The organism is Streptomyces sp. NPDC097619 (assembly GCF_040302735.1).
In the GTDB taxonomy this organism is placed as follows: domain Bacteria; phylum Actinomycetota; class Actinomycetes; order Streptomycetales; family Streptomycetaceae; genus Streptomyces.
This window is the reverse complement of record NZ_JBEOSD010000030.1, coordinates 25821-47587: the sequence shown is the minus strand read 5'-3', so window position 1 is coordinate 47587 and position 21767 is coordinate 25821. Positions and strand designations below refer to the sequence as shown.

Genomic DNA, 21767 nt, shown 5'->3' with positions numbered 1-21767 from the left:
CACCGCCCCGCCCGCCCGGACGGCGCGCAGCGTAGCGGGCGCGGATGACCGCGAGGGGGCGGGGAGGCGACGGAACGGGGGGCGGGGAAGGGGTGGCGAAGCGGATGGGGGGCGTCCACGCTCAGATTCGGCTCAGAAGATCATCCGGGCTCTGTTCGGGCGGTGCCGGTGCCCCTAGGTTGCGCTCATGACCACGTACCGCCGCGGCCCGGCCGCTTCCGTCCTCCCCTCCGTCGTCCTGGGCGGCGTCGTCCTGGCCCTGCTCACGGGGTGCACGAGCGGGCCCGCCGGGGCGGGCGCCGGGGAGGGGACGGCAGCCGCTGGTGGGCCGTCCGCATCCGCTCCGGCCCGGACCCCCTCCGGTGAGGCACGGGCCGGGGCCGAGCAACTGGCCCGGCTCAAACGGAGCATCGACTTCGACGCGCAGCCCGGTTGGAGCGAGCACGGCTACGACACCGACCCCGTGATGGCGGGCACCACCGACCTGCCCGACGCCCACGGGATCCGGGACGAGTCCTGGCGGGCGGGCACGTACCGCTTCTCCGTGGTCTGCGCGGGCGGCGGTGTCATCGAGGCCGAGGTGGCGGCGGGGGTCGAGGACCGCTGGACGGCGGCCTGCGACGCGGTCGTGCACGAGCGGGTCGTGGAGAGCACCCGCGGCCCGCTGCACCTCACCCTCAAGGGGCTGGAGGGCGCCCGGGGCCCGGCCGTCTACCGGGTGGACCCCGTGTCCGCCGCCACCGAGCCCGCTCCCTGACCCTCAGCCGGCAGGCCCGTCCGCTCCCTTGGCCCCTCGCCCGTCGCCGTCGCCGTCCCCGTCGTGCCGAGGCAGTGGTCGAGGAGGGCGTGCATCCGGGCGGCGGGCAGCGAGGGGTTGGCGGCCGCGCCCTCGGCGGTGCGGGGATCGCCGAGCAGGGCTTCCAGCGCGCTCGGCGTCAGGGAGGGGTTGGCGGCGGCGGCCCGGCGGACCAGCGGGTCCGGGTCGGCCAGGGGCGGTACGGGCAGGGCGGGGTCGACGGCTGCCAGGGCACGTACCTCCGGATCGGGGTGACCGACGAGGTGGGCGGTGCCGGCGCGCGGGAACCCGGGCAGGCTCCGCAGGTGGGGGCGATGGACCGGGTGGGCCGTGAACACCTCCAGGAGCAGCCCGGCGGGCGCCGACGGGTGGTGGCAGGCGAGGCGGATCCGTACCTCCTCGTCCTCGTCCCGGGCGAGTGCGGCGGCGGGTTCCGCGGGCAGGTCGGGCCGGCTCGCGGCGACCCGACGGAGCGCCGGCTCCTCGGACACCGCACAGGAGGCGATCCACTCCGGGGAGGGTCCGCCGTCCGGGCCGACGAGCGGGTCCATGATCGGGCAGGTGCAGTCGAGGCCGTGGCCCAGGACCCAGTCGAGGGCGTCGTGTTCGGACCAGGTGCGGGTGGCGGGCCGGAGGCGGGCGCGGAGCCGGACGGACGCGTCGGGGTCGGTGCGCAGCTCGGCCGCCGGACCCGGTGCCAGGTCGGGTCGGGCGGCGACCTGCGCGCGGATCCTCGGGTCGGGGTGCCGGGCGAGCCGGGCGAGGGCTCCGGGCGGGGTGTGCGGGTTCACGGCCAGGGGCCATACCGTGCCGTCGGCGAGGCACTGGTCGACGACCGCCGGGGTCAGGGCGCACCGGCTCAGCACGGAGGGTCTGCCGAGCGTGCCGAAGGTGGGGAGTCGGGCCTCGGCCGCCCGGGGGTCCACGATCCAGCTGTGCTGCCGCGCCGACTCCCGTACCTCGGGGTCGGGGTCGTCGAGCAGGGCCCGGCGTTCCGCGGCGTTCCGTGCCGTCCAGTCGAAGGTGGCCCGTATCCGGATCCCGGGGTGCGGGTGCCCGGCCATGGCGCGTCGGAAGGCGAGGGGTATCTGGCGCGAGGACTCCAACTCCGCGGCGATCTCTCCCGCGGTGAGCCGTCCGTCCGCTCCGCCGTCGGTGGCGGTCATGAGGGCGACGAGGGTCTCGTCGGGCAGCGGGCGGACCCGTCGGGGCCGGGGCCAGGGGCCGGCGGCGAGCCGGGCGCGGACGAGGCCCGAGGGGTCGGCGGCCAAGGGGGCGAGGAGCACCGGGTCGACGTGCCGGTTCCGGGCGAGTGCCTGTCGGAGCGTGCGGTCCGGGTGGCGGAGGACGACCTCCAGGAAGGCGCCGGGCAGGTCCCTGCTCTCGCACAGCGGCGGACCGATCGCGCCGGCGGCCGGGTCGAGGAGACGGACGAGGGCGTCGGCGGGCGCCGCCGGGTTGGCGGCGATGCCGCGCAGCCACGCCTCACGGAGATCATCGGACACCACGTCATCCTGCCGGCCGCGTCCGGGAGGCGACAGGGCTCCGACCCATCCAGGCCGAGGCCCTGATGCTGATCGCGCTGAACGTCCTGGGGCACGCGCTGGTGTGGCGGTTCATGGCGGGCGACGGCAGGCCGGGCGCGGAGGAGGACGGGGTCGGCCCGGCCGGCGGCCGGGGCTCGGTGGAGGCCACCTCCGCCTGACGACGGGAACCGCCGACGCCGCACCGGGGAATACCGCGATCTCGAACGCGGTTCGGGCCTTCGAGCGGGCCGGTCCCGGACCCGGGCGGACCTCGCCCGCGCCGCGCCGACCGGCCCGGACGGGGGAGGAATCGTGCGCGCGATCGCGTTCAAGGAGACCGGCGGACCCGGGGTGCTGCGGCCGGTGGAGCTGCCGGACCCGGAGCCCGGCCCCGGTGAGGTGCTGATCCGGGTGGCGTACGCCGGGGTGAACTACGGCGAGGTGCAGCACCGGCTGGGGGACTTCGGGGAGCCCGAGGGCGAGACGGTCACCGGTCTGGAGGCGGCCGGGAACGTGGCCGCCGTGGGCCCGGAGGTGTCCGGGTTCGCGATCGGTGACGAGGTGGCGGCGTACCTCCCGGCGGGCGGCGGCTACGCCCAGTACGTCGTGGCCCCGGCCGCGTTCGTGTTCCCCGCCGCGGGCCTGGACCTCCGGACCGCGGGGGCCGCCCCGCTGGTGCTGACCACCGCGTACGGGGTGCTGGCCGGGGCGGCGCGGATCGGGGCCGGGGACACGGTTCTGGTGCACGCGGCGGCGGGCGGGGTGGGCTCCGTCGCGGCGCAGTTGGCCCGCGAGTTGGGCGCGGCCCGGGTGTACGGGACGGTGGGCACGCCGGAGAAGGCGGAGTACGCGCGGCGGTTCGGGTACGACGCGGTGTTCCCGCGGGAGGACTTCCCCGGGGCGGTCCGGGAGGCCACCGCGGGCCGGGGGGTGGACGTGCTCCTCGACCCGGTGGGCGGGCCGACCCGACTGGCCGGGTTCGAGGTCCTGGCCCCGTTCGGGCGGACCGTGGTCTATGGGGAGGCGGGTCGGCACCCGGACCTGGAGCTGCCGGTGCTGCCGCTGTGGAAGAACAACCGCGCCCTGACCGGCTACAACATCGGGGATCTCGCCCGGCGGGCCCCGGAGACCCTGCGGGCGCACGCGCGGGCGGCCCTGGACCTGGCGGCGGCGGGTCGGGTGCGGGTCGAGGTGTCGGCCGAGTACGCGCTCGCCGACGCGCCCTTGGCCCACGAGCTGCTCGAAGCGGGGCGCAGCAGGGGCAAGTCCGTCCTGCGGGTCCGCTGAGGCGGGAGGATCTGTTCGGGTGCGGTGCGCGTACGGCGCGGTAGGGGCGCGGCCCGGCGCGCCGCGCGGTCCGCGGGGCGGTCGTTCGTCGGATCGGGGGTGTGCGGCGTAGCGTCACGGCTCGTGGACGACGACGAAGCGAACCGGACGGAAGCGGCGGCGCACGGCGGCCCCTCGGGCGGGGTCTCCCCCGGGGACGTGGCGGCGGGGCGCGTGTACACGGGGAACGCCGGTACGGACGCCCCGCTGGACCGGGGGTGGCTGCTCGGGCACTTCAAGGAGCCGGGCGGCCCCCTCCACAGCGAGGACGTGGAGATCAAGTGGGGGGTCCATCCGCGCGGGGAGGAGCGGGCCCGGTGGGTGCGGGGCGAGGAACGCACCGCGTTCCAGATCCTGGTCACTGGTCGTTTCCGGGTGGAACTGCCCGGGCGCAGCGTGGTGTTGGAGAAGCCGGGCGACTACGTGGTGTGGGGGCGCGGGGTGGACCATTCCTGGTGCGCGGAGGAGGACTCGGTGGTGCTGACGGTGCGCTGGCCCTCGGTGCCCGGCTACGCCGTGCCGCGGTCTCCGGAGCAGCAGGGTCCGCCGGGGTCGCGGTAGGCGACGGACCGGGCCGGGCCCCTCGGCCCGGCCCGGTCGCGTCGGGCGGGTCAGGAGGTGCGCTTCAGGGTCCAGCTGTTGGGGTTGAGGCTGGGAACCGCGGAGTAGCGACAGCTGCTGGAGTAGTAGGTGCTGACGATGGTCCAGCCGGCCGGCGGCCAGGTGGAGGCGCAGGCGTTGAGCTGGGTGCCGACCGGGTACCCGTTGAGGTCCTTGATCTGCTTGGAGTTGGGGGTGAAGCCCGAGCCGCAGCCCGCGCTGTTCCACCACTGCACGTCCACCCAGCCGGTGGGCGTCAGGGTGCTGCTGCACACGTTCAGGGTGTCGCCGGGGGCGGCGGAGGCGGGGCTCGTGCCGATCGCGAGGGCGGTCACGGCGATGGTCGCGAGTGCGGCGACACGGGTGCGGATCACGACAGGTATCCCTTCCGGGCATGCCGGACCCACCGCCGACCGTCGGCGGACCGTTCCGGATGCCGCCCCCTTGCTATCCAAAACCGACCGAGTGCGGACAGTAACCTTTTGGGCGTAACTTTTCGGCCGTATACGACGGTTGATCCCCGAACCATTGACGCTGCCAACCAGCAAATCGTTTGATCCGCCCGCGCTTCACGGGCAAGGTCTCGGCCATGCCCACCTTCTCCGCGCCCGACGGCACCGCACTCGCCTACCACCTCGACGGAGAGGGGCCCCCGCTGATCTGTCTGCCGGGCGGCCCGACGGACTCCGCGTACCTCGGTGACCTGGGCGGTCTCACCGCGCACCGCCGGCTCGTCCGACTCGACCTGCGCGGAACGGGCGCCTCCGCCTCGCCCGCCGATCCGGGGTCGCTGCGCTGCGACCGGCTCGTCGACGACGTGGAAGCCCTGCGCGAGCACCTCGGGCTGCCGCGCGTCGACCTCCTCGCGCACTGTGCCGGTGCGAACCTGGCCCTGCTGTACGCCCTCCGCCACCCGGAGCGGATACGACGACTCGTGCTGGTCACCCCGAGCGTGCGGGCCGTGGGCCTGACCGTCCCGGGTGAACTGCGCGTCGAGACCGTCCGGCCGCGTGCCGAGGAGCCCTGGTTCCCGGGCGCCTTCGAGGCGCTGCGTTCCCTGGTCTCCGGCGAGCCCGCCGAAGGGGCCTGGGAGGCCGTCGCCCCCTTCTCGTACGGCCGCTGGGACGCGGCGGCCCGCGCCCACCACGCCGCGACGGAGGAACGGACCGACCCGGCCGTCGTCGCGGCCTACGGTGCCGAGGGCGCCTTCGATCCGGACGCCGTCCGCTCCGGCCTGTCCGGCCTGGACCTGCCGGTGCTGCTGCTCGCGGGCGCCGTGGATCCCGGTGCCCCGCCGCGGACCACGGCCGAGTTGGCCGCCCTGCTGCCGCGGGCCCGCACCGTGGTCCAGAGCGGCGCCTCGCACCACCCGTGGCTCGACGGGCCGGAGCGGTTCCGCACGGCGGTGGCGGAGTTCCTGACGGCCGCCTGACCCACGTCCCTCCGTGAGGTCCGGGGGCAGCGGCACCACACGGCCGATCGCCCGGAGATCACGCTCCGGGCGTCACCACTCCCTGGGAGCGATCAGCTCCTCGATGTCGGCTCCCTCGAAGCCGTAGGCAGTGGCGATGAACCAGAAATCCTCCGCGATCTCCTCCCGGGCGACCGTCTCGATCTCGCTGCCGGCCTCGTCGAGCGCCTCGCCCAGGAGGTTGAACTCCTCGGTGGCCCCGTGCGTCAGCACGTACAGGGCCGGCAGGTCCGCGGGGCGCTCGGCCTCGATCCGCTCGCACAGGCCGCGCAGGATGGCGCCGCCCCGGTCCAGCAGGTGGTTCGGGAAGTAGTCGTCCCCGTAGAGCCTCGCCAGGAAAACCCGTTCCGCGACCTTCTCGTTCGTGACCGGCATGCCGCCGCCTCCCCGTTCGTCCGTGTGCTGCCACTGTCCTGTGCTGCCGATCGCCACTGACCACTCCCGCGTACCGCTGAGTGGTCAGCGTGCTTCCGGGTGCGCTCGGATGTCGCCGGCTCCGGCCGTACGCGCACCACGAAGCGCCCCGCCGGACCGCCGTGGCGGCGGAACCGGGGAGCCCGATCCTCGCACCCACCACCGACAACGCCCCGCCCGACAGGGTCCTCGTCAACGCGGGCCGGGCTCCATCAGCCCTCCGGGGAAGACGGATCACGGACGTCCCGCCCCGGCGGTACGCGGGCCGTGCGGTCCGTCCGCAGGCCCGGATCACGGGGCGCGCGGGGCTCGGGGGCGGGCACCCGGTCCACGCCACGCACGCCGTCCGCGCGCCGTGCGGCTGCCGGAGTGCACGCCCGCGCCCGACCGGGGTGTCACCATGCGCACCGGACGGCGGGGCTCCGGCGGGAGTACGACGGAGGCACCGCGCCACAGCGACGAAAGGCAGGCACGTGACGCCCCAAGCGGCCGGACCGGCAGTGCGCCCGACCCAGCCCGAGTCCCCGGCTCCGGCCCCGGCCCGGCCGAAGGCTCCGGAACCGGCCGGCCGGCCCGACCGGCGGCACCGGCACCAGGCGGCACCGGAACACACCTCCACCGCACCGGCCCAGGCCCCCACCCGAACCCCCACCCCCGTCCCCACCCCGGTCCCCGCCCCCGGCACCGCGCCCGACGGTGCGCCCACCCCCACCGGCCCGACCGGCGGCCCGACCACCGGTCCGGCCCCGGGTCCGACCGCCCGCCCGACCGCCGTGGACGCCGAACTGCTCATCGCCGCCTCGGTGTTGCTGGCCGACGCGGCGCTGACCGCGAAGCAGGCGGGCGCCGAGCTGACGGGCGCCCTGGGCAGTTGGCGCTTCGGGGTCGAAGCGCTGCGCCGGCCCGGCTGGGCGCTGGGCGCCGCCTGGTCCTGCGCCCGGGCCCTGACCTCCCCGGTGGGTCTGGCCTTCGGCGCCAACGGCGGGGTGCCCGGGGAGATCGCGCGGATCGCGGGGAACCTGGCCCGGCGCCGTCCCGCCGCGGTGTCCATGGCGGTGGACGCCTTCGCGCTGCGCATCGAGGCGGCCACCACCGCCCACCCGAGCCTGGACTCGCCCGCGGCCCGGCGGCTCACCGGCGCCATGGTCGCCGGGGACCGGCTGGAAGCCCTCCGGGCCCTGCGCGCGCTCATCGAACACCTCGGGGTGACCCGCGCCCTCACCACCGTGACCCCGGTGATCATGGAGTTGTGCGCGCTGGCGGGGATGCTGGACGAGAACCCGGTCAATGACGGCTTCTCCTGGGTCACCCTGGCCGGCGGCGTGCCCACCACCGATCCGTTCCTGGGGCTGCCGAGCCGGGTGCTCGCCCACCTCAACCCGGGTCCGGGCCGCGCCGAGCGGACCGATCCGGATCCGATCCTGGCCAAGGTCCTCACCACCTCCCGCAACGACGTGGTCAGTTACGTGGACGACATCGGCGCGCTGGGCAACCACGGCCTGGTGCTGCTGCGCCGGGTCGCCTGCGCGGACGGCGTCGAGCGGCACGTCCTGCTGCTGCCCGGCACCAGCTTCGGTCTGCTGAGCAACAGCACCCCGCAGGACCTCGTCGGCGCCTTCGACGGCCTGCTGCGGACGGACACCACGTACACGCGCGCGGCCCGCAAGCTGCTGCTGCGGGCGGGGGTGCCGGCCGGGTCCGAGCTGATGATCGTCGGTCACAGTCTGGGCGGGATGACGGCCATGAACCTGGCCTCGGACCCGGAGGTGGCCGCCGAGTACCGCATCACGCACGTGATCGCCGTGGGCTCCCCCATCGACAGCAAGCGGCCCGCCGACCACACCACCCGGGTCATCAGCCTCGTGAACGAGCACGACGTGATCCCCGCCCTCGACGGTCGCGGCCCCGCCTCGCCCCACGACGTGCCGGACACCTGGACTGAACTGGCCTGGCGGGACGAGTCCTACGACTACCCGCTCTCCCACGCCCCCCAGGCGTACTCCGACGCCCTCCGCGGGGACGTCGCCCACCACCGCGAACAGGTCAACGCGCTCATCGGGGCCTACGACGGGCCGATCATCGGCAACCAGCCGTACATGCTGCGCGACCGGTGAGCCCCCGCCCCTCTCCACCCCTCCCGAGCCGGTCCGACCCGACCCGCTCCGCCGCCCGACCCGAGGAAGGCGTCCTGCCCATGACCTCCGCAGAGGCCCGCCCCGCCGCCACCGCGTGGCTGCCCGCGAGCGCCGTGTTCGGCGCCGCCGCCCTCGCCCACCGGCTGCCCTGGACCGACGCCCCCGCCCGGGCCCTCGGGCTGGACGCGCTCACCCGGGAGGGCGCGGTGCGCCGGGTACTGGCCCACCTGCGCCGTTCCGGGTCGGGACGGCCCGTGTCGATCGGCACCCCGTTCGGTACCTTCCTGGTGCCGCTCACCCGGTCCGGTACGGCGGCCCTGCTGCGGTCCGCCGAGGAGGCGGGCGCCCTGGGCCCGGCCGTCGGACTGACCCCCGCCGGACACCGGTACGGCCTGCACCCGCACACCCCGCTGCCCGCCGCGGCCGTACCCGCCACCGGCCCGCTCCGCGCCCGGATCGCCGCGGAGCTGGACGCCGTGATCGGGGACCGGCGCGGGGACGGCACCCTGGATCCCGCGCGTTGGCGCCACGGGATGCGGCGGCTGGCCCGCATCGTGGTCGTGGGTGGTGACGCCGCCGAGGACACCCTGCTCAGCGAGGTGGTCCGGGCGGCGGCCGGGGCCGCGGGCACCCGCGCCCACGCGGCCCGGGAGGCCGCCGTGCACCGCCGGCTGGCCCCCTACCTGGCCGACCCGGCCCCGGACCCGGACACCGTCATCGGTCGCCTCGCGGCGGCCGGGTACGGACCCGACGAGGCCGTACCCGCCCTGGCACACGCCCTCGCGGTGGTCTCCGAGGCGGCCGGCGTCACGGCCCTCCAGGCCCTCGCCCTGTACGCGGCCACCAGTACGGCCGGCTCCGGATCCCCGTCCGGAACCGACGCGCAGGCCCCCGCCGTCCCGCATCCCGCACCGGAAGCGGAGGCGGCAGAAGCAAGGGTGGCGGCGGGGACGGCCGTGGTGGCGGGGGCGGTGGAGGCCGCGAGCCCGCACTCCCGGACTCCGGTGGGGGCCGCGTCGGGCACCGCGACGGCCCCGGACGCCTGCGCCGGGGCGGTCCGGCGGGCCCTCGCGCACTATCCGCCGGTGGCCGCGGCCGTGCACCCGGTGCGCGCCGCGTTCACCTGGCAGGACCTGCGGGTCGAGGAGGGCACGGACGTCCTGGTCTCGCCCGCGCGCCTCGCGGAAGCAGAGGGCGCGGAAGGCGCAGAAGGTGCGGAAGGCCCGCAAGGCGCGGAGGCCGAGCGGGCGGAACTCCCCTCCCCCGGCGCCTGGTTCGCATCCGGTCCGTCCCCGCTCTGCGGGGCGCCCGCGGGGTGTACGGCGAGCGGGTTCGCGGCCGGCGTGGCCGCCGAGATCCTGCGGGGACTGGGAGAACGCGCCCGGCTCACGCTCATCGCCCCGGCGCTCGACCCGGACCGGCTGCCCCACGAACTCCCGCCGGAGTCGGTGCTCGTGGCCCTCGACCCGACCCCCTCGTACCGCGCTCCGGACGACGGCGCCTGCGGCCGTCCGAGCTCCGCGGGCAGCGCCGGTACGGTCCCCTCCTCCGCGCACGGCTACCGGCCCGCCTCCTACGGGGCGCTCGCCCGCACCAGCGCGGACCGGCTGGACCGGCAGGCCGAGGAACTGGCGGCGTGCGCGGCCCGGCCGGGCTGGAACGCCGACGAGACCGGCGAGCGCTTCCGACTGGTGCTGCTGGACCACGCGGAGCGCTGCTCCCGCGCCGCCGCCGACGTCCGGCGCGCCGCCCGCGCCCTCGCGGAGTGATCCGGGGCCCGGACCGGGGGCGCGGCCCCGGTCCGGGCGGGTCGGAGGGGGTCAGCCGGCGCGCAGACCGATGTCCCGCTGCTCCCGTTCCCGGTCCACGAGCTCCTGGAGGGCGGCCCGCACCTCGGCGGAGAAGCTGCGGGCCAGCAGCGAGCGGTCCCGGAAGCCTTGGGGGCGCTCCGGCGCCGGAATCGCTTCCCCGACGGTGATGCGCCACTTCCCGGGCAGCGGGAAGGCGGGGGTGACGGGAAAGAAGGGCAGCTTGAACAGGCGCGCCAGGGAGGGGATCTCACCGAGTCGCGGGACGGATTCCTCGGCCCCGATCACGGAGATCGGCACGACCGGCACCCCGGCGTTCAGGGCGGCCACCGCGAATCCGGGGCTGAAGGACCGGAGCCGGTACCGCTCCCGGAAGGGCTTCTCCAGCCCCGACATGCCCTCGGGGAAGACCCCGACCAGCTCGCCGGCCCGCAGGTGCTCCAGTCCCACCCGCGGGTCGACGGGCACGGCCCCCATCGCCTGGGCGTACGGTCCGAGCACCGGGGTCCGGAAGACCAGCGGGTCCGCGAGCACCCGCACCTGTCGGGGAACCGACCGGGACAGGGCCTTGAGCAGGACGAACGCGTCCAGTCCCCAGGCTCCCGAGTGGTTGGCGACGAGTACGGCGGGCCCCTCCGCGGGGACGTTCTCCAGCCCGAAGACGTCCAACCGGAACCAGTCGTCCACGAACCAGCCGAGGAGCCGGTCCCAGGCGTGCACCCCGACATCACCGAGGACCCGGCTCAGGTGGCGCAGTTCCGCCCCGGCGATATCCATCACGTCCGACATGCTCTCCGACACGAAAGGCCCTCTCGGATTCCTCGACCGCATGGCAACTCACATGCGACGAACAGGTTTTGTAAGAACAAACGGGTCGAGCCATGTTTGATCACGAAATCCACCCCCTTCGGAAAATCGATTCTCCGTTCCCCTGTTCCGTCCTCCGTCCCGCCTTCGCCCCCCCTCCGCCACGGGCCCGGAGGCGACCGGGAGGAGGTCCGGGGTGGCCCGAACCGCCCTCTAGGGTGGGGATCATGACACCGGTGAACGAGCGGCTGGCGCGGGCCTTCGACGGGCTCGCCGGGGACTACGACGACGCCCATCACGACGCGATCGCGACGGAACTGACGGATTGGCTGGCCCCGGCGGCTGAGGAGGTCGTCGCGGACGTGGCCTGCGGCACCGGAGCCGTCGCCCTGGCGGTGGCCCGCCGGCGGGCCGCGCACGGCCCGGCCGAGGTGGCGGACCCCACCCCGGCCACGGACCCCGCCCCGGTGTCGGGCACGGGGGCGTGGGCGCCTGTTCGGCGGCCGGTGCTGGCGGTGGACCTGTCGGCGGGCATGGTGGCCGCGGGGCGGGCCCGGGCCGAGCGTGCCGGGTTCGCCGCCGCCGTGGACTGGCGGGTGGCCGCGGCCGTTCCGCTGCCCGTTCCCGACGGCTCGGTGGACGTGCTGCTGTGTGCCTCGTCCCTGCACTTCCTGGGCACGGCCGCGCCCGCGGACTGGTTGCGCGCCGTGCGGCCCGGCGGCCGGGTCGGGTTCAGCCTGCCGGTGGCCTCCGGATTCCGGCCGGGCGGGGTGTTCGCGGAGCTCGTCGCCGGGGACCTGGTCCTCCCGGAGACCGTGGCGGAAGCCGTCCTGCTGGCCGGGAGCTGGGGGTTCGCCCGCCCGGAGGCCCGGATCCTGACCCTCGGCACCCGGGCCGTGGTGCTCGTACGGGCCGCGGTTCCCGCCTGACCCGCCGGACCGGGCCCCGGACCCGTGCCGGCACTCGGGGCCGGGGCCGGATCCGGGGCTCAGTCCTCGGGGTCGATGACGGCCAGCCAGATCTGGGCCTCGCGGTCGCCGTCCCCCACTTGGTAGTACTGCTCCAGGACGAGGTGGCGGCCGTCCAACTCCCAGGTGAGGGACATGTTCCCGTCGCCGCTGCGCAGGCAGTGGTTCTCGTGCGGGAGGGGGTCGCCGTACCGGGCCCGCAGCTTCTCCTCGAAGGCGTCGTGGATCCGGCCGAAGCCCGCCTGGAAGTTGTCCTCCAGGAAGGGGTACTCGGCTTCCAGTTCGGCCGCCAGCCAGGCACTGGCGAGGACCCGTATCGCGCCGTGCGAGACGCCTTCCAGGTCGTGCTCGTCCAGTCCCTCCAGGTCGTACGGGTCCTCTCCGGAGCCGAAGATGAGGGAGCAGGGGTAGAAGGGCCGCGCGGGCCGGTCCGCGAGCTCCCGGACGAGGGGTTCGGGATCGGCGTCCAGCGGGACGCCGTCGAGGTAGGACTCGGGGTCGCCGGTCAGGAAGGGCGGCTCCGGCAGGAAGGTACCGGGGCGGTCGGCGGCCCGCCAGGCCACCGCGCCCGAGGCGTCCCGCAGGACGACGGCGCTGCCGTCGGCCGCGTCCGGTCCGACCCGGCACACCTCGCGGCCCTCGCGGTCGAGGTAGGCCAGGTGCCCCTGTTCGGTGCGGAAGGCGGCAAGTCCGTGGCCGCCGCCCGTGCCGCCGAGGAAGCCGACCACCCAGCCGTCGTCGTCCGTCAGCGGCTCCGGATGTCCGCTGGGCACGTAGCCGCCGTCGGCGCGCAGCACGCCCCAGGTGCCGTCCTCGGCGGGGCGGGCCACGGCGGCGCCGCCCGCGTCGAAGCGGTCGGCCCACTCGTAGACCTCCTCCACGACCCAGCGGCCGGTCGCGTCGAGGAATCCGCAGGAGAAGCCGCTGCCGCTCTTGAGCAGGCCGTGTCCGAAGGAGTCCTCCCGGCCGCCGCGGGTCCGGATCACGAACTCGCCTCGGTGGTCCACGAAACCGCTGTCGTCCGTGAACGGCTCGCCGATGGCGTAGGCCAGGCCGTTGGCGTGGAACTCGGCCACGTACCGGAAGGTCGGCTCCACCGCCCACTCCCCGGACTCGCGCAGCAGGCCCCAGCGTTCCCCGACACGGACGGGCGCGGTGCCGGCGGAGTTGAAGGTACGGGCCTCGTCGAAGGCCACCGGCACGACGAGTCGCCCTTCCCGGTCCTGGTAGCCGCGGTCGCCGTCCGCCGCCACCACGGGGGCGAGCCCGTTGGGGCCGTAGCGGCCCGCCCACCGGTGGGTGCCGCCGAGGACGACGGTGCCGGTCGGGTCGACGAATCCGAAGCCCCCTTCGGTGCGGACCACGGCCAGTTCGTGATGGAAGAAGCCCGCTTCGGTGAACCGGGCCGGGGTGACGGGGGCTCCGGTGAGGTCGGCGTACCCCCACAGGCCGTCCGCGCGGTACCGGGAGCGGCCGGCGGAGTCGAAGCCGCTCGCCTTCTCGTGGCGGGGCTCGTCGCGCCAGTGGCCCTCGCCGTCGAGGTAGCCCCAGCGGTGGTCGAGGGTGGCGGCGGGGGCGGTCAGGCCGCCCTGCCCGTCCGGGGCGAAGCGGCCGACGACGGAGAACTCCGGGGGCCGGACGAGCTGCCCGCCCGCCCCCACCAGGGCGACGCGGGACCCGAAGGCCCCTTCGCCCACGACGGGCACGGCGCGGGGCGGGGTGATCGACGGCATGGCGGAACTCCCGTTCGGGCAGGGCGCTTCGGATGACGGGCTTCGGATGAAGGTCATCGACTGCCGGAAGCGTACGCCCCGGGTGTGACAGTGCGTGACGGGAGGCCGGGCACGCACCGGGCGGGGGGCCGGGCGACCCGCTGATCGACCGGGAGCTCGGAACCGGACGCTCCGGCAGCCCCTTTCGGCCATTCCCATATCAGTTAGGTAAGCCTAACCAAACTCACCATAGAGTCACCTCATGAAGAAGATCATTCGCGTGGTCGCCGGGGCGACCGCGGGGTGCGCGCTGCTGCTCGGCGCCCCCTCCGCGACGGTGGCCGCCACCGGCCCCGCCCGCGCCCTCGACGGCCCGACCGCGACCCGGCCGGCCGCCGCACGACTCGAACTCCCGCGCCCCACCGGCCCCTTCGCCGTCGGCCGCGACACCCTGCACCTGGTCGACCGGACCCGCAAGGACCCCTGGGTGCCGACCGCCGACCGCGAGCTCCTGGTCTCCCTGTACTACCCGGCGGTGGCCGGCACCGGTCGCCCGGCCGCCTACACGACCGTGCCCGAGGCCCGGGCCCTGCTCACCGACCGCGGCGAGCTCGGTCTGCACACCACGCCCGAGCAGATCGCCTCCGCGCGCACCCACGCGCGCCAGGACGCCCTTCCGCGCCGCGGCGGAGCCCCCTACCCGCTGATCGTGCTCTCCCCCGGCTTCACCCTGCCCCGCTCCTCCCTGACCACCCTCGCCGAGGAACTGACCTCGCGCGGCTACGTGGTCGCCGCCGTGGACCACGCCTACGAGTCCGACGGCACCAGCTTCCCCGGCGGCCGGGTCCTCGGCTGCACCGCCTGCGAACAGGTCTTCCCGAACGGCGCGTTGGCCCGGGTCTCCGCCGCGCGCGCCCTGGACGTGAGCTTCCTGCTGGACCGCCTCACCGGCGACCGGCCGGCCTGGCGGTACGCGCACCTCCTCGACGGCCGCCGCGTGGGCATGGCCGGCCACTCCATCGGCGGGGCCTCCGCCGCCTCGGCCATGGCCGCCGACCGCCGGGTCGACGCGGGCGTCAACATGGACGGCACCTTCTTCGCCCCGCTGCCCGAGACGGGCCTCGGCGGACGCCCCTTCCTGCTGCTCGGCGGCGACCCGGCCCTCCTCCCGCCGGACTTCGAGGACCCCAGTTGGCCCGATTCCTGGCCCCGCCTGGACGGCTGGAAGCGCTGGCTGACCGTCACGGGCACGGGCCACCCCGGCTTCACCGACTGGCCGGTCCTGGGCGACCAGGTCGGCTACGCGCACCCCGAGACCCCGCTCTCGGGCACCCGCTCCGAGGAGATCGTCCGCGCGTACGTGAGCGAGTTCTTCGACCTGCACCTCAAGGGCCGCCCCTCGGCCCGCCTGGACGGCCCTTCGGCCGGCGACCCCGAGGTCGTCTTCGAACGGCGCTGAGGCCCCGACACCCCCGGGCCCTGAGGCCTTGGAGCTCCCCTCCCGCGGTCCTCCTCCCGGGGAGGGGGCCGTCCGGCCCTGCGCCGTCGGACGGCAACGGCCCGTCCCGCCCGGCCCGAAAGGGCACGGGGCGGGACGGGCCGCACGGACCGACGCACCGATCCCTCACTCGGGTCCGTCACCGGGTCCGTCACCCGGGTCCGTCACTTGCAGAAGGGGATCTCCCCCTCGTTCTTCGCGTAGCGGGCGGCGATCCAGCCGCGACCGTCGGCCAGCCGGTACCAGACGCGGTTGTCCGCCACCCGCTCGCCGTTCACCTTGCAGCTGACCGGCACGAAGGTGCCGGGCCGGAGGTGCGCGACGGTCTTCTTCGACCGGTGCGGCCCGCTGTGCACCGGCAGCGGGCCGTGGGAGACCACCTTGGCCTTGTGGTGGTGCCCCTTCCCGCACTTCGTGCAGGAGCCGGCCCCGCCCTTGTCGCCCTTCTCGCCGCGATCGCCCTTCTCGCCCTTCGCTCCCTGCGGGCCCTGGGGGCCGGGTGCGCCCGGCTCGCCCCGGGGGCCGGTGGCACCCGTGGCTCCCGTCGTCCCCGGTTCGCCCTTCGGGCCCGTCGGGCCGCTCTCGCCTTGGTCGCCGCGCGGGCCCGTGTCGCCCTGTTCGCCCTTCGGGCCGACCGGCCCCTGTGCGCCGGACGGACCCTCGGGGCCCGCGTCACCGCGCTGCCCCGGATCGCCCTTCGTGCCGGGGTCGCCCTGCTCACCCTTGGCTCCGGGCGGGCCGGCGGGGCCGGACGGGCCCGTCACGCCCGGGGCTCCGTCGTCGCCCTTGGGGCCGGTCGGGCCCTGGCCGCCCGCGGGACCCTGGGGTCCGGCGGGACCCTGGGAACCCGCCGGGCCCTCCTCGCCCTGCTCGCCGCGGGTGCCCTGCGGGCCCGTCGGCCCCGGGTCGCCCTGTTCGCCCTTGGCACCCGCGGGACCGGCCGGGCCCGAGGGGCCCTGGTCGCCGCGCGGTCCGGGAACGCCCTGCGGGCCCGCCGCGCCCTGCTCACCACGTGGTCCGGCCGGCCCGTCGGCCCCGGGCTCCCCGCGCGGTCCGTCGGGACCGGGTGAGCCGGGATCGCCCTTGGCCCCGGCGGCACCCGTTTCGCCGCGCTCGCCGCGCTCACCGGGGTCGCCCTTCGGCCCGGTGGCACCGGTGACGCCCTGTGCTCCGGTCTCCCCCGCGGGTCCGACCGGCCCGGCCGGACCCTGTTCGCCCTTCGGCCCGAGCGGGCCGGGCGCACCGGGTTCGCCGCGTTCACCCTGGGGACCGGTGGCTCCCGTGGCCCCGTCGGCACCCGGGTCGCCCTTCGGGCCCGTCGCTCCCGGCGTCCCTTGGGCACCCTGCGCGCCCTGCGGACCGACGGGACCGGTGGCACCCGTGTCGCCCCGGGGCCCCTTCTCGCCCGTGTCGCCCTGGGGCCCGACGGCGCCCGTGGCCCCGGTCTCACCGCGCGGGCCGGCCTGGCCGGTCGCTCCGGTGTCTCCCTTGGGGCCCTGCGGGCCGGGTGCGCCGGGGTCGCCCTTCTCGCCGTTCGCACCCTGGGCGCCGGTGGCTCCGGGGTCGCCCTGGTCGCCCTTCGGGCCGACCGGACCGGTCGCCCCGTCCTCGCCCTTGGCTCCCGTGGGCCCGGTGGCGCCGGGCTGCCCCTGCGGACCCGTGGCGCCTTCGGCGCCCTGGGCACCCGTGTCACCCTTCGGTCCGACGGCTCCCTGCGCGCCGGCCTGGCCGGTGGCCCCGTTCTCCCCCTTGGGGCCCTGCGGACCGGGCGCGCCCGGGTCACCCTTGTCCCCTTTCACCCCCTGGGGGCCGGGGGCTCCGGCATCGCCCTTGGCACCCGGCACTCCCTGGTCGCCCTTGGCTCCGGGCACGCCCGGGGTGCCCTGGTCACCCTTGGGGCCGGTGGCACCGGTGGTTCCCGCGGGGCCTTGCGGACCCGTCGCTCCGGTGGCACCGGTGTCGCCCTTCGGGCCGGTGGCGCCGGGGGCTCCCTTGTCGCCCGGCTCTCCCTTGTCACCCTTCGGACCCGAGGGCCCGGTGGCACCCGTGGGGCCCGTCGCGCCGGCAGGGCCTTGGGCACCGGACGCCCCGGGGTCACCCTTGGCCCCCGGCTCGCCCTTGTCACCCTTGTCGCCCTTCGGGCCCGTGATCGGGGTGTTCACGGCGAACAGGCCCGGGGAGCCCGGGTATCCGTTCTGGACCACCCATTGACCGCCTTCGAGGGTGGCGCCCTGCGGGGCCCCCGCGTCCACGCGCAGGACCACGGACATGCGGGTCCGGGAGTTGGCCGGGAAGTTGAAGGAGGACCCGACGCCCGCGTCGCAGGTCAGCAGTCGGTTGTCGGCGGAGGCCGTGCAGGCGATCGAGCCGGGTCCGTCGTTCCAGTAGTACCGCGACTCCGCGAAGGTCGTCTGGTCCGGGGCGGTGATCCGGAAGGTGTTGATGAAGGCGGCCCCGGTGCCGTTGACGCCGACGATCGTGGCCCGGCCGGTCTGGCCGGGCGCGATGGTCGGTACGTACGGCTGGGAGAAGGTCATGGTGACCGCGTCGGCGTACGCGGGAGCCAGGGGCACCGCGAGGGTGCCGGTGGCGAGCGCGGCGACCATCACCGCGCGCAGGTGTCTACGGGACATCGGTCCTCTTCGGAGCAGGGCTGAGCGGGGCGGGACACCGTCGGTCACCGCCGACGGTGAGCAGATGATCACCTCATCCGACCCGTCCGCCCCTTCTGCCACGCCCGACCCGTCCGCAGCCTGGCCCGCCTGTACCAATGCGCACCGAGACGGGCCGAGCGGCACCCAGTCGCTCGGGCGAGGGGCCGGCCCGGTCTCAGTGCTGACGGGCCGCCCAGGGCGGTTGGCCGTCCCAGACCTCCTTGGGGGCCGGCTTCACGACGGCCCCCGGATACCCCTCGAAGCTGTACGCCTTCGCGCGCTTGGAGGAGGCGACGGCGAAGGGCTCCCCGCCCTCGGCCGTGATCTCGTAGGTGCCGGACTCGTCACCCGAGACCCAGTCCAGCGAGAAGGTGTGGCGAGTCTCCTTGTGGAGGGAGTGGGCGACGATCTCCAGGTTCTCGGTGTCCTGGGCCGACACCCGCACCGGGAAGCCCTTGACGCGCTTCTCCCCGGAGTCCGCCCGCCCGCTGAGGAAGCGAACGCGTGGGTTCCGTGCGTCCGTCTGGACCGTGAACCGGCTCTCGTTCGTCTCTCCGCACTGGGTCGACATGATCATGCGCACCCCTTCGGGCGCCTCCCGGACCTCTCGCACGTGGACGGAGAGTCCCGTGAGGGTCACCTCCCGGTCGTCCCGGCCCTGCACGTGGACGTAGAAGATGTTCACGTCCGAGGGCACGCCTCCGTGCGCGGAGTCCCAGGCGGCCGCCGCGGCCTCGGCCTGCCGCGACTTCTTCTCCGTCATCGGCGGTACGGGGCCGCTGTGCGCCGCACCGAAGCCGGACAGCGCGTCGATGCTGTGCGGGAAGACCATCCCTTCCTGGTTCAGGCAGGAGTCGTACGGGCCGACGCTCTCCGTCTTCACGGCGATCGGCGCCACGGGCCGCTCCACGTCGCGGAACGGGGCGGTGACCACCCCGCCCACCCGACCGATGGCGTCCTCGGTCACCGCGGACAGCACCGAGGCAGCGCCCGCGAGCACCGCGATGCCCACCCACGCGAGCACCCGGCGGATCCCCTTGGGCGGGGGCTGCGTCTCCTCCGCGTCCGCGTCCGGGACCGGGGCAGTGTCCCGGACCGGGTTGGGGGCCGGATCGGGGGCGGCCTCGGACGCCGGAGCCGCTCGGCGGGCTCCCTCCGGTCCCTCCGGCGACGCGCGACGGCCGTCGTCCTCACCGGGCTGTTCTGCCACTCCTGTCATGTCCCCCCTGGGATGTGGCGAGACGCGGTCGGCCGCGGCACCGGTTACAGCAGGCGGTTCCTGGCGGCGCCGGGGCCGGGGGCCGAGCGGCGGCCCCGGGCGAGGCGGCCCGGGCGGGGACGGCGGACCGGGCCGTCGAGTCCGGCCGCGCGGCGGGCCATGCGGGCCGCCACCTCCTCCGGGACCCCCATCACCTCCAGGGTCTCCCCGGCCCGGCGGGCACACGCGGGGAGCGCGCAGTGCACGGGGCTGGCCGGAACCTCGGAGGCCGGGTAGACCATCGACTCGGGCGGCAGGTAGAGCCCCGCGCAGCCCAGACACACGTACACCGTGCGCATGTTCTCCTCCTCGCCCGCGCCCGTGGACCCGTGGCGCGCCCGGTCCGGACCGGCCCGGAGCCGCACCGCGGCCGGCGGAACCTCGGCCCGGCCGTCCGCGCGGAGTGCTCAGTGTGAGGGGTGGGCACCGCACCACCACCCGCCGGGCGGGCCCGTTCACCCATACGGCTCAGCATGGCGCAGACGGCACCGGAGCGGTACGGGAACGGCGAGGACCGCCGCGAACTCGGCGCCCCAACGGCCGATTTGGCCCCACTGCCACCACGCGCCCCACCCGCCCCACCGAACCCGCGTCCGTTCCCTCGCCGCGGGCACCGACCGGGGCACCGTCTCAGCGGGTCTCGCTCTCGCCCGCGTCGTGGACGATCAAGGCGATCTGCACCCGGTTGTTCAGGTCGAGCTTGGCGAGGATGCGGGAGACGTGGGTCTTCACGGTGGGGAGCGAGAGGTACAGCTCGCGGGCGATCTCCGCGTTCGAGCGCCCCCGGCCCACGGCGACGGCGACCTCCCGTTCCCGGTCGGCGAGGAGGGCCAGTCGGGCGCGGGCCGTCGCGGCCCGGTCGGCGGCCGGATCCCGGGGCGCGGCGGCGGGGGTTCCGGTCGCCGCCACCTGGTGGATGAGTTGCCGGACCACGGCCGGGGAGAGGACCGGTTCACCCGCCGCCACCCGACGGACCGCCTCGACGATCTCGCGCGGCGGGGTGTCCTTGAGCAGGAACCCGGCCGCTCCCGCGCGCAGGGCCCGCAGCACGTGCTCGTCGGCGTGGAAGGTGGTCAGGACGATGACCTCGGGCGCTCCGGGGGTGGCGCGCAGGGCTTCGGTTGCGGTCAGCCCGTCGGTGCCGGGCATCCGGATGTCCATGAGGACCACGTCCGGAGCGTGCGCGGAGACCAGGGCCGGTACCTGGGCCCCGTCCGCGGCCTCCGCGACCACCTCCAGGTCGGCCGCGCCACCCAGCATCAGCCGCAGTCCGGCGCGGACCAGCGGGTCGTCGTCGACGAGGAGCAGGCGGATCACTTCGGGCACCTCACGGTTCGGGCGGCGGTTCCGGGGCGGCCCGGGTCGAGGCCGGGTCGTCGGCCCAGGGTAGCCAGGCGGACACCTCGAACTCGGCGCCCTGGACCCCGTAGCGGATGCGCCCGCCGGCCAGCCGGGCGCGCTCGGCGAGCCCGAGCAGCCCCCTCCCGCCCCCGGGGACCTCTCCGGGTCCTTCGCCGCCGGCTCCGAGCGCGGCCCCGCGTTCCGCCGGACCCTCTTCCCCCGCCAGGGGGTTGGTGACCTCGATCCGGAGACCGTCAGCCGGGCCACCGGTCAGCCGGACCCGGACGGGGGCGCCGGGCGCGTGCCGGCGGGCGTTGGTGAGGGACTCCTGCACGATCCGGTACGCGGTGCGCCCGAGGACGGCGGGTACCGCGCCCACACCGGGTGCGTCATCCGCGCCGTCCACGCCGGAGACGAGTCCGTCCCCGGACCCGGACCCGTCCTCGGCCTCGGCCTCGATCCCCTCGGTCCCCGCGATCCCCTCGGTCCGCAGCACGGTGCCGGCCACGCGGGCCTCCGCGAACAGCGCGGGCAGGTCGGCGAGTCCGGGTTGGGGCCGGTCCCCGGCGGTGCCGGGCGCGGCCCCGTCGGGGTCGCGGAGGACCCCGATGACCTCGCGGAGGTCGCGGAGCGCCTGGTGGGCGCTCTCCCGGATCACCGCGGCGGCCCGTTCGATCTCCTCCCGGGGGGCGCCGGGATTGAACTCCAGCGCGCCCGCGTGCACGCTCAGCAGCGACAGTCGGTGGCCCAGCACGTCGTGCATTTCCCGGGCGATCTCCTCACGGGCCAGCCGCTGCGCCCGCTCGGACCGCAGGACGGCGTCCGCCTCGGCCAGTTCGGCGCGCTCGCGGAGGGAGTCGATCAGCTGTCGTCGCGAACGGCGCCACAGCCCCCAGCCGAAGGCGGCGACCAGCAGGGCGAAGTACGTGACGGCCGCGCCGACCCGCTCCTCGGCCATCCCCGGCACCTGGAAGAGGAACACCGGCAGCGGGGCGAAGGCGACCACCGCCACCCAGCCCGTGACCCGCAGCGGGCGGCTCGCGGCCACCGTGAACACCGCCACCAGCGCCGGACCGGTCAGATAGTGCGCCCAGGACCCGGCCAGCAGGAGCGCCACCGCCAGGGCCACCGGCCACCGGCGGCGCAGGAACACCGCCGCACAGGCGAGGCCGCCGAGGAGTTGGTCGAGGGTGCGCCAGACCGGGCCGATCGACTCGGGCACCGGGATGGACACCGAGGTGACCAGGGCGAACAGCCCGGCGAAGAGGAACAACCCCAGGTCGGCGGCCCAGTCCCGGGCGGTCCGGGGCCGCCGGGGAGGGTCGGTCGGCCGGGGAGGGTCGGTCGGCCGGCCCGGCGGGGACGGATCGGGCACGGAGTCCCGCTCCCCGATCCCGATACCGATCCGAATCCGGTGCAAGGCGGTGCGCATGCTCGGAATGTACGGGGCACC

The 21767-nt window shown here is 75.9% G+C and carries 19 protein-coding genes; 9 read left to right on the top strand and 10 right to left on the bottom strand.

Features of this window, described 5'->3' with window-relative positions; genetic code table 11:
* The first annotated feature begins 187 nt into the window (after positions 1–187).
* Positions 188–757, top strand: a complete 570-nt coding sequence (locus ABTZ17_RS11475) for a hypothetical protein (protein ID WP_352195345.1) — start codon at positions 188–190, stop codon at positions 755–757.
* Here the strand turns inward: ABTZ17_RS11475 and ABTZ17_RS11470 are convergent.
* Positions 712–2301, bottom strand: a complete 1590-nt coding sequence (locus ABTZ17_RS11470; protein WP_352195344.1) for a hypothetical protein — start codon at positions 2299–2301, stop codon at positions 712–714. The two genes, ABTZ17_RS11475 and ABTZ17_RS11470, sit on opposite strands and share 46 nt — an antisense overlap.
* 65 nt (positions 2302–2366) lie before the next feature.
* Between ABTZ17_RS11470 and ABTZ17_RS11465 the strand changes: the two genes are divergently transcribed.
* The 3 genes from ABTZ17_RS11465 to ABTZ17_RS11455 all read left to right on the top strand — a co-directional run bounded on the left by ABTZ17_RS11465 (position 2367) and on the right by ABTZ17_RS11455 (position 4209).
* Positions 2367–2501, top strand: a complete 135-nt coding sequence (locus ABTZ17_RS11465; protein WP_352195343.1) for a hypothetical protein — start codon at positions 2367–2369, stop codon at positions 2499–2501.
* Positions 2502–2634: 133 nt separating this feature from the next.
* Positions 2635–3609 carry a quinone oxidoreductase family protein gene (locus ABTZ17_RS11460; protein ID WP_352195342.1) on the top strand — a complete coding sequence of 325 codons (975 nt, stop codon included), beginning with the start codon at positions 2635–2637 and terminating at the stop codon, positions 3607–3609.
* 213 nt (positions 3610–3822) lie between these two features.
* Entirely contained in the window at positions 3823–4209 is a 387-nt protein-coding gene (locus tag ABTZ17_RS11455) for a cupin domain-containing protein (RefSeq protein ID WP_352195360.1), read from the top strand.
* 50 nt (positions 4210–4259) lie between these two features.
* On the opposite strand, the gene ABTZ17_RS11450 is transcribed toward ABTZ17_RS11455, so the two are convergent.
* On the bottom strand, positions 4260–4622 hold the full coding sequence (locus tag ABTZ17_RS11450) for a hypothetical protein (RefSeq protein ID WP_352195341.1): 363 nt from the start codon (positions 4620–4622) through the stop codon (positions 4260–4262).
* 215 nt (positions 4623–4837) lie between these two features.
* Between ABTZ17_RS11450 and ABTZ17_RS11445 the strand changes: the two genes are divergently transcribed.
* Positions 4838–5680, top strand: a complete 843-nt coding sequence (locus tag ABTZ17_RS11445; RefSeq protein WP_352195340.1) for an alpha/beta fold hydrolase — start codon at positions 4838–4840, stop codon at positions 5678–5680.
* A gap of 72 nt (positions 5681–5752) precedes the next feature.
* On the opposite strand, the gene ABTZ17_RS11440 is transcribed toward ABTZ17_RS11445, so the two are convergent.
* The gene (locus ABTZ17_RS11440) at positions 5753–6094 is read right to left on the bottom strand and encodes a DUF5713 family protein (protein ID WP_352195339.1); all 342 of its coding nucleotides are present in this window, start codon (positions 6092–6094) and stop codon (positions 5753–5755) included.
* 539 nt (positions 6095–6633) lie between these two features.
* On the opposite strand from ABTZ17_RS11440, the gene ABTZ17_RS11435 reads away from it, so the two are divergent.
* Together ABTZ17_RS11435 and ABTZ17_RS11430 are read left to right on the top strand one after the other, a co-directional pair.
* Positions 6634–8247 (top strand): alpha/beta hydrolase family protein, encoded by a 1614-nt coding sequence (locus tag ABTZ17_RS11435; protein ID WP_352195338.1) that lies wholly within the window; start codon positions 6634–6636, stop codon positions 8245–8247.
* A gap of 80 nt (positions 8248–8327) precedes the next feature.
* On the top strand, positions 8328–10037 hold the full coding sequence (locus tag ABTZ17_RS11430; RefSeq protein WP_352195337.1) for a hypothetical protein: 1710 nt from the start codon (positions 8328–8330) through the stop codon (positions 10035–10037).
* Between the two features lie 51 nt (positions 10038–10088).
* On the opposite strand, the gene ABTZ17_RS11425 is transcribed toward ABTZ17_RS11430, so the two are convergent.
* Complete coding sequence (locus ABTZ17_RS11425) at positions 10089–10877, bottom strand: lysophospholipid acyltransferase family protein (protein WP_352195336.1); 789 nt, start codon at positions 10875–10877, stop codon at positions 10089–10091.
* 233 nt (positions 10878–11110) lie between these two features.
* Between ABTZ17_RS11425 and ABTZ17_RS11420 the strand changes: the two genes are divergently transcribed.
* Positions 11111–11812: a class I SAM-dependent methyltransferase gene (locus ABTZ17_RS11420; RefSeq protein WP_352195335.1), complete on the top strand. Its 702-nt coding sequence runs from the start codon at positions 11111–11113 to the stop codon at positions 11810–11812.
* A 59-nt stretch (positions 11813–11871) separates the two neighbouring features.
* Here the strand turns inward: ABTZ17_RS11420 and ABTZ17_RS11415 are convergent, their stop codons facing one another.
* On the bottom strand, positions 11872–13584 hold the full coding sequence (locus tag ABTZ17_RS11415; RefSeq protein ID WP_352195334.1) for a WG repeat-containing protein: 1713 nt from the start codon (positions 13582–13584) through the stop codon (positions 11872–11874).
* A 241-nt stretch (positions 13585–13825) separates the two neighbouring features.
* Here ABTZ17_RS11415 and ABTZ17_RS11410 point away from each other — a divergent pair, with 241 nt between their 5' ends.
* Complete coding sequence (locus ABTZ17_RS11410; RefSeq protein WP_352195333.1) at positions 13826–15022, top strand: alpha/beta hydrolase family protein; 1197 nt, start codon at positions 13826–13828, stop codon at positions 15020–15022.
* A gap of 203 nt (positions 15023–15225) precedes the next feature.
* Here ABTZ17_RS11410 and ABTZ17_RS11405 read toward each other — a convergent pair whose 3' ends face one another.
* The 5 genes from ABTZ17_RS11405 to ABTZ17_RS11385 form a co-directional block, all read right to left on the bottom strand.
* A complete protein-coding gene (locus ABTZ17_RS11405) occupies positions 15226–17694 on the bottom strand; it encodes a hypothetical protein (protein ID WP_352195332.1) in 2469 nt (822 codons plus the stop codon).
* A 196-nt stretch (positions 17695–17890) separates the two neighbouring features.
* Complete coding sequence (locus tag ABTZ17_RS11400) at positions 17891–18934, bottom strand: hypothetical protein (protein WP_352195331.1); 1044 nt, start codon at positions 18932–18934, stop codon at positions 17891–17893.
* A 44-nt stretch (positions 18935–18978) separates the two neighbouring features.
* Positions 18979–19272 carry a hypothetical protein gene (locus ABTZ17_RS11395; protein ID WP_352195330.1) on the bottom strand — a complete coding sequence of 98 codons (294 nt, stop codon included), beginning with the start codon at positions 19270–19272 and terminating at the stop codon, positions 18979–18981.
* A gap of 331 nt (positions 19273–19603) precedes the next feature.
* Complete coding sequence (locus ABTZ17_RS11390; RefSeq protein ID WP_352195359.1) at positions 19604–20233, bottom strand: response regulator; 630 nt, start codon at positions 20231–20233, stop codon at positions 19604–19606.
* A gap of 67 nt (positions 20234–20300) precedes the next feature.
* A complete protein-coding gene (locus ABTZ17_RS11385; RefSeq protein WP_352195329.1) occupies positions 20301–21746 on the bottom strand; it encodes a sensor histidine kinase in 1446 nt (481 codons plus the stop codon).
* Between the last annotated feature and the right edge of the window lie 21 nt (positions 21747–21767).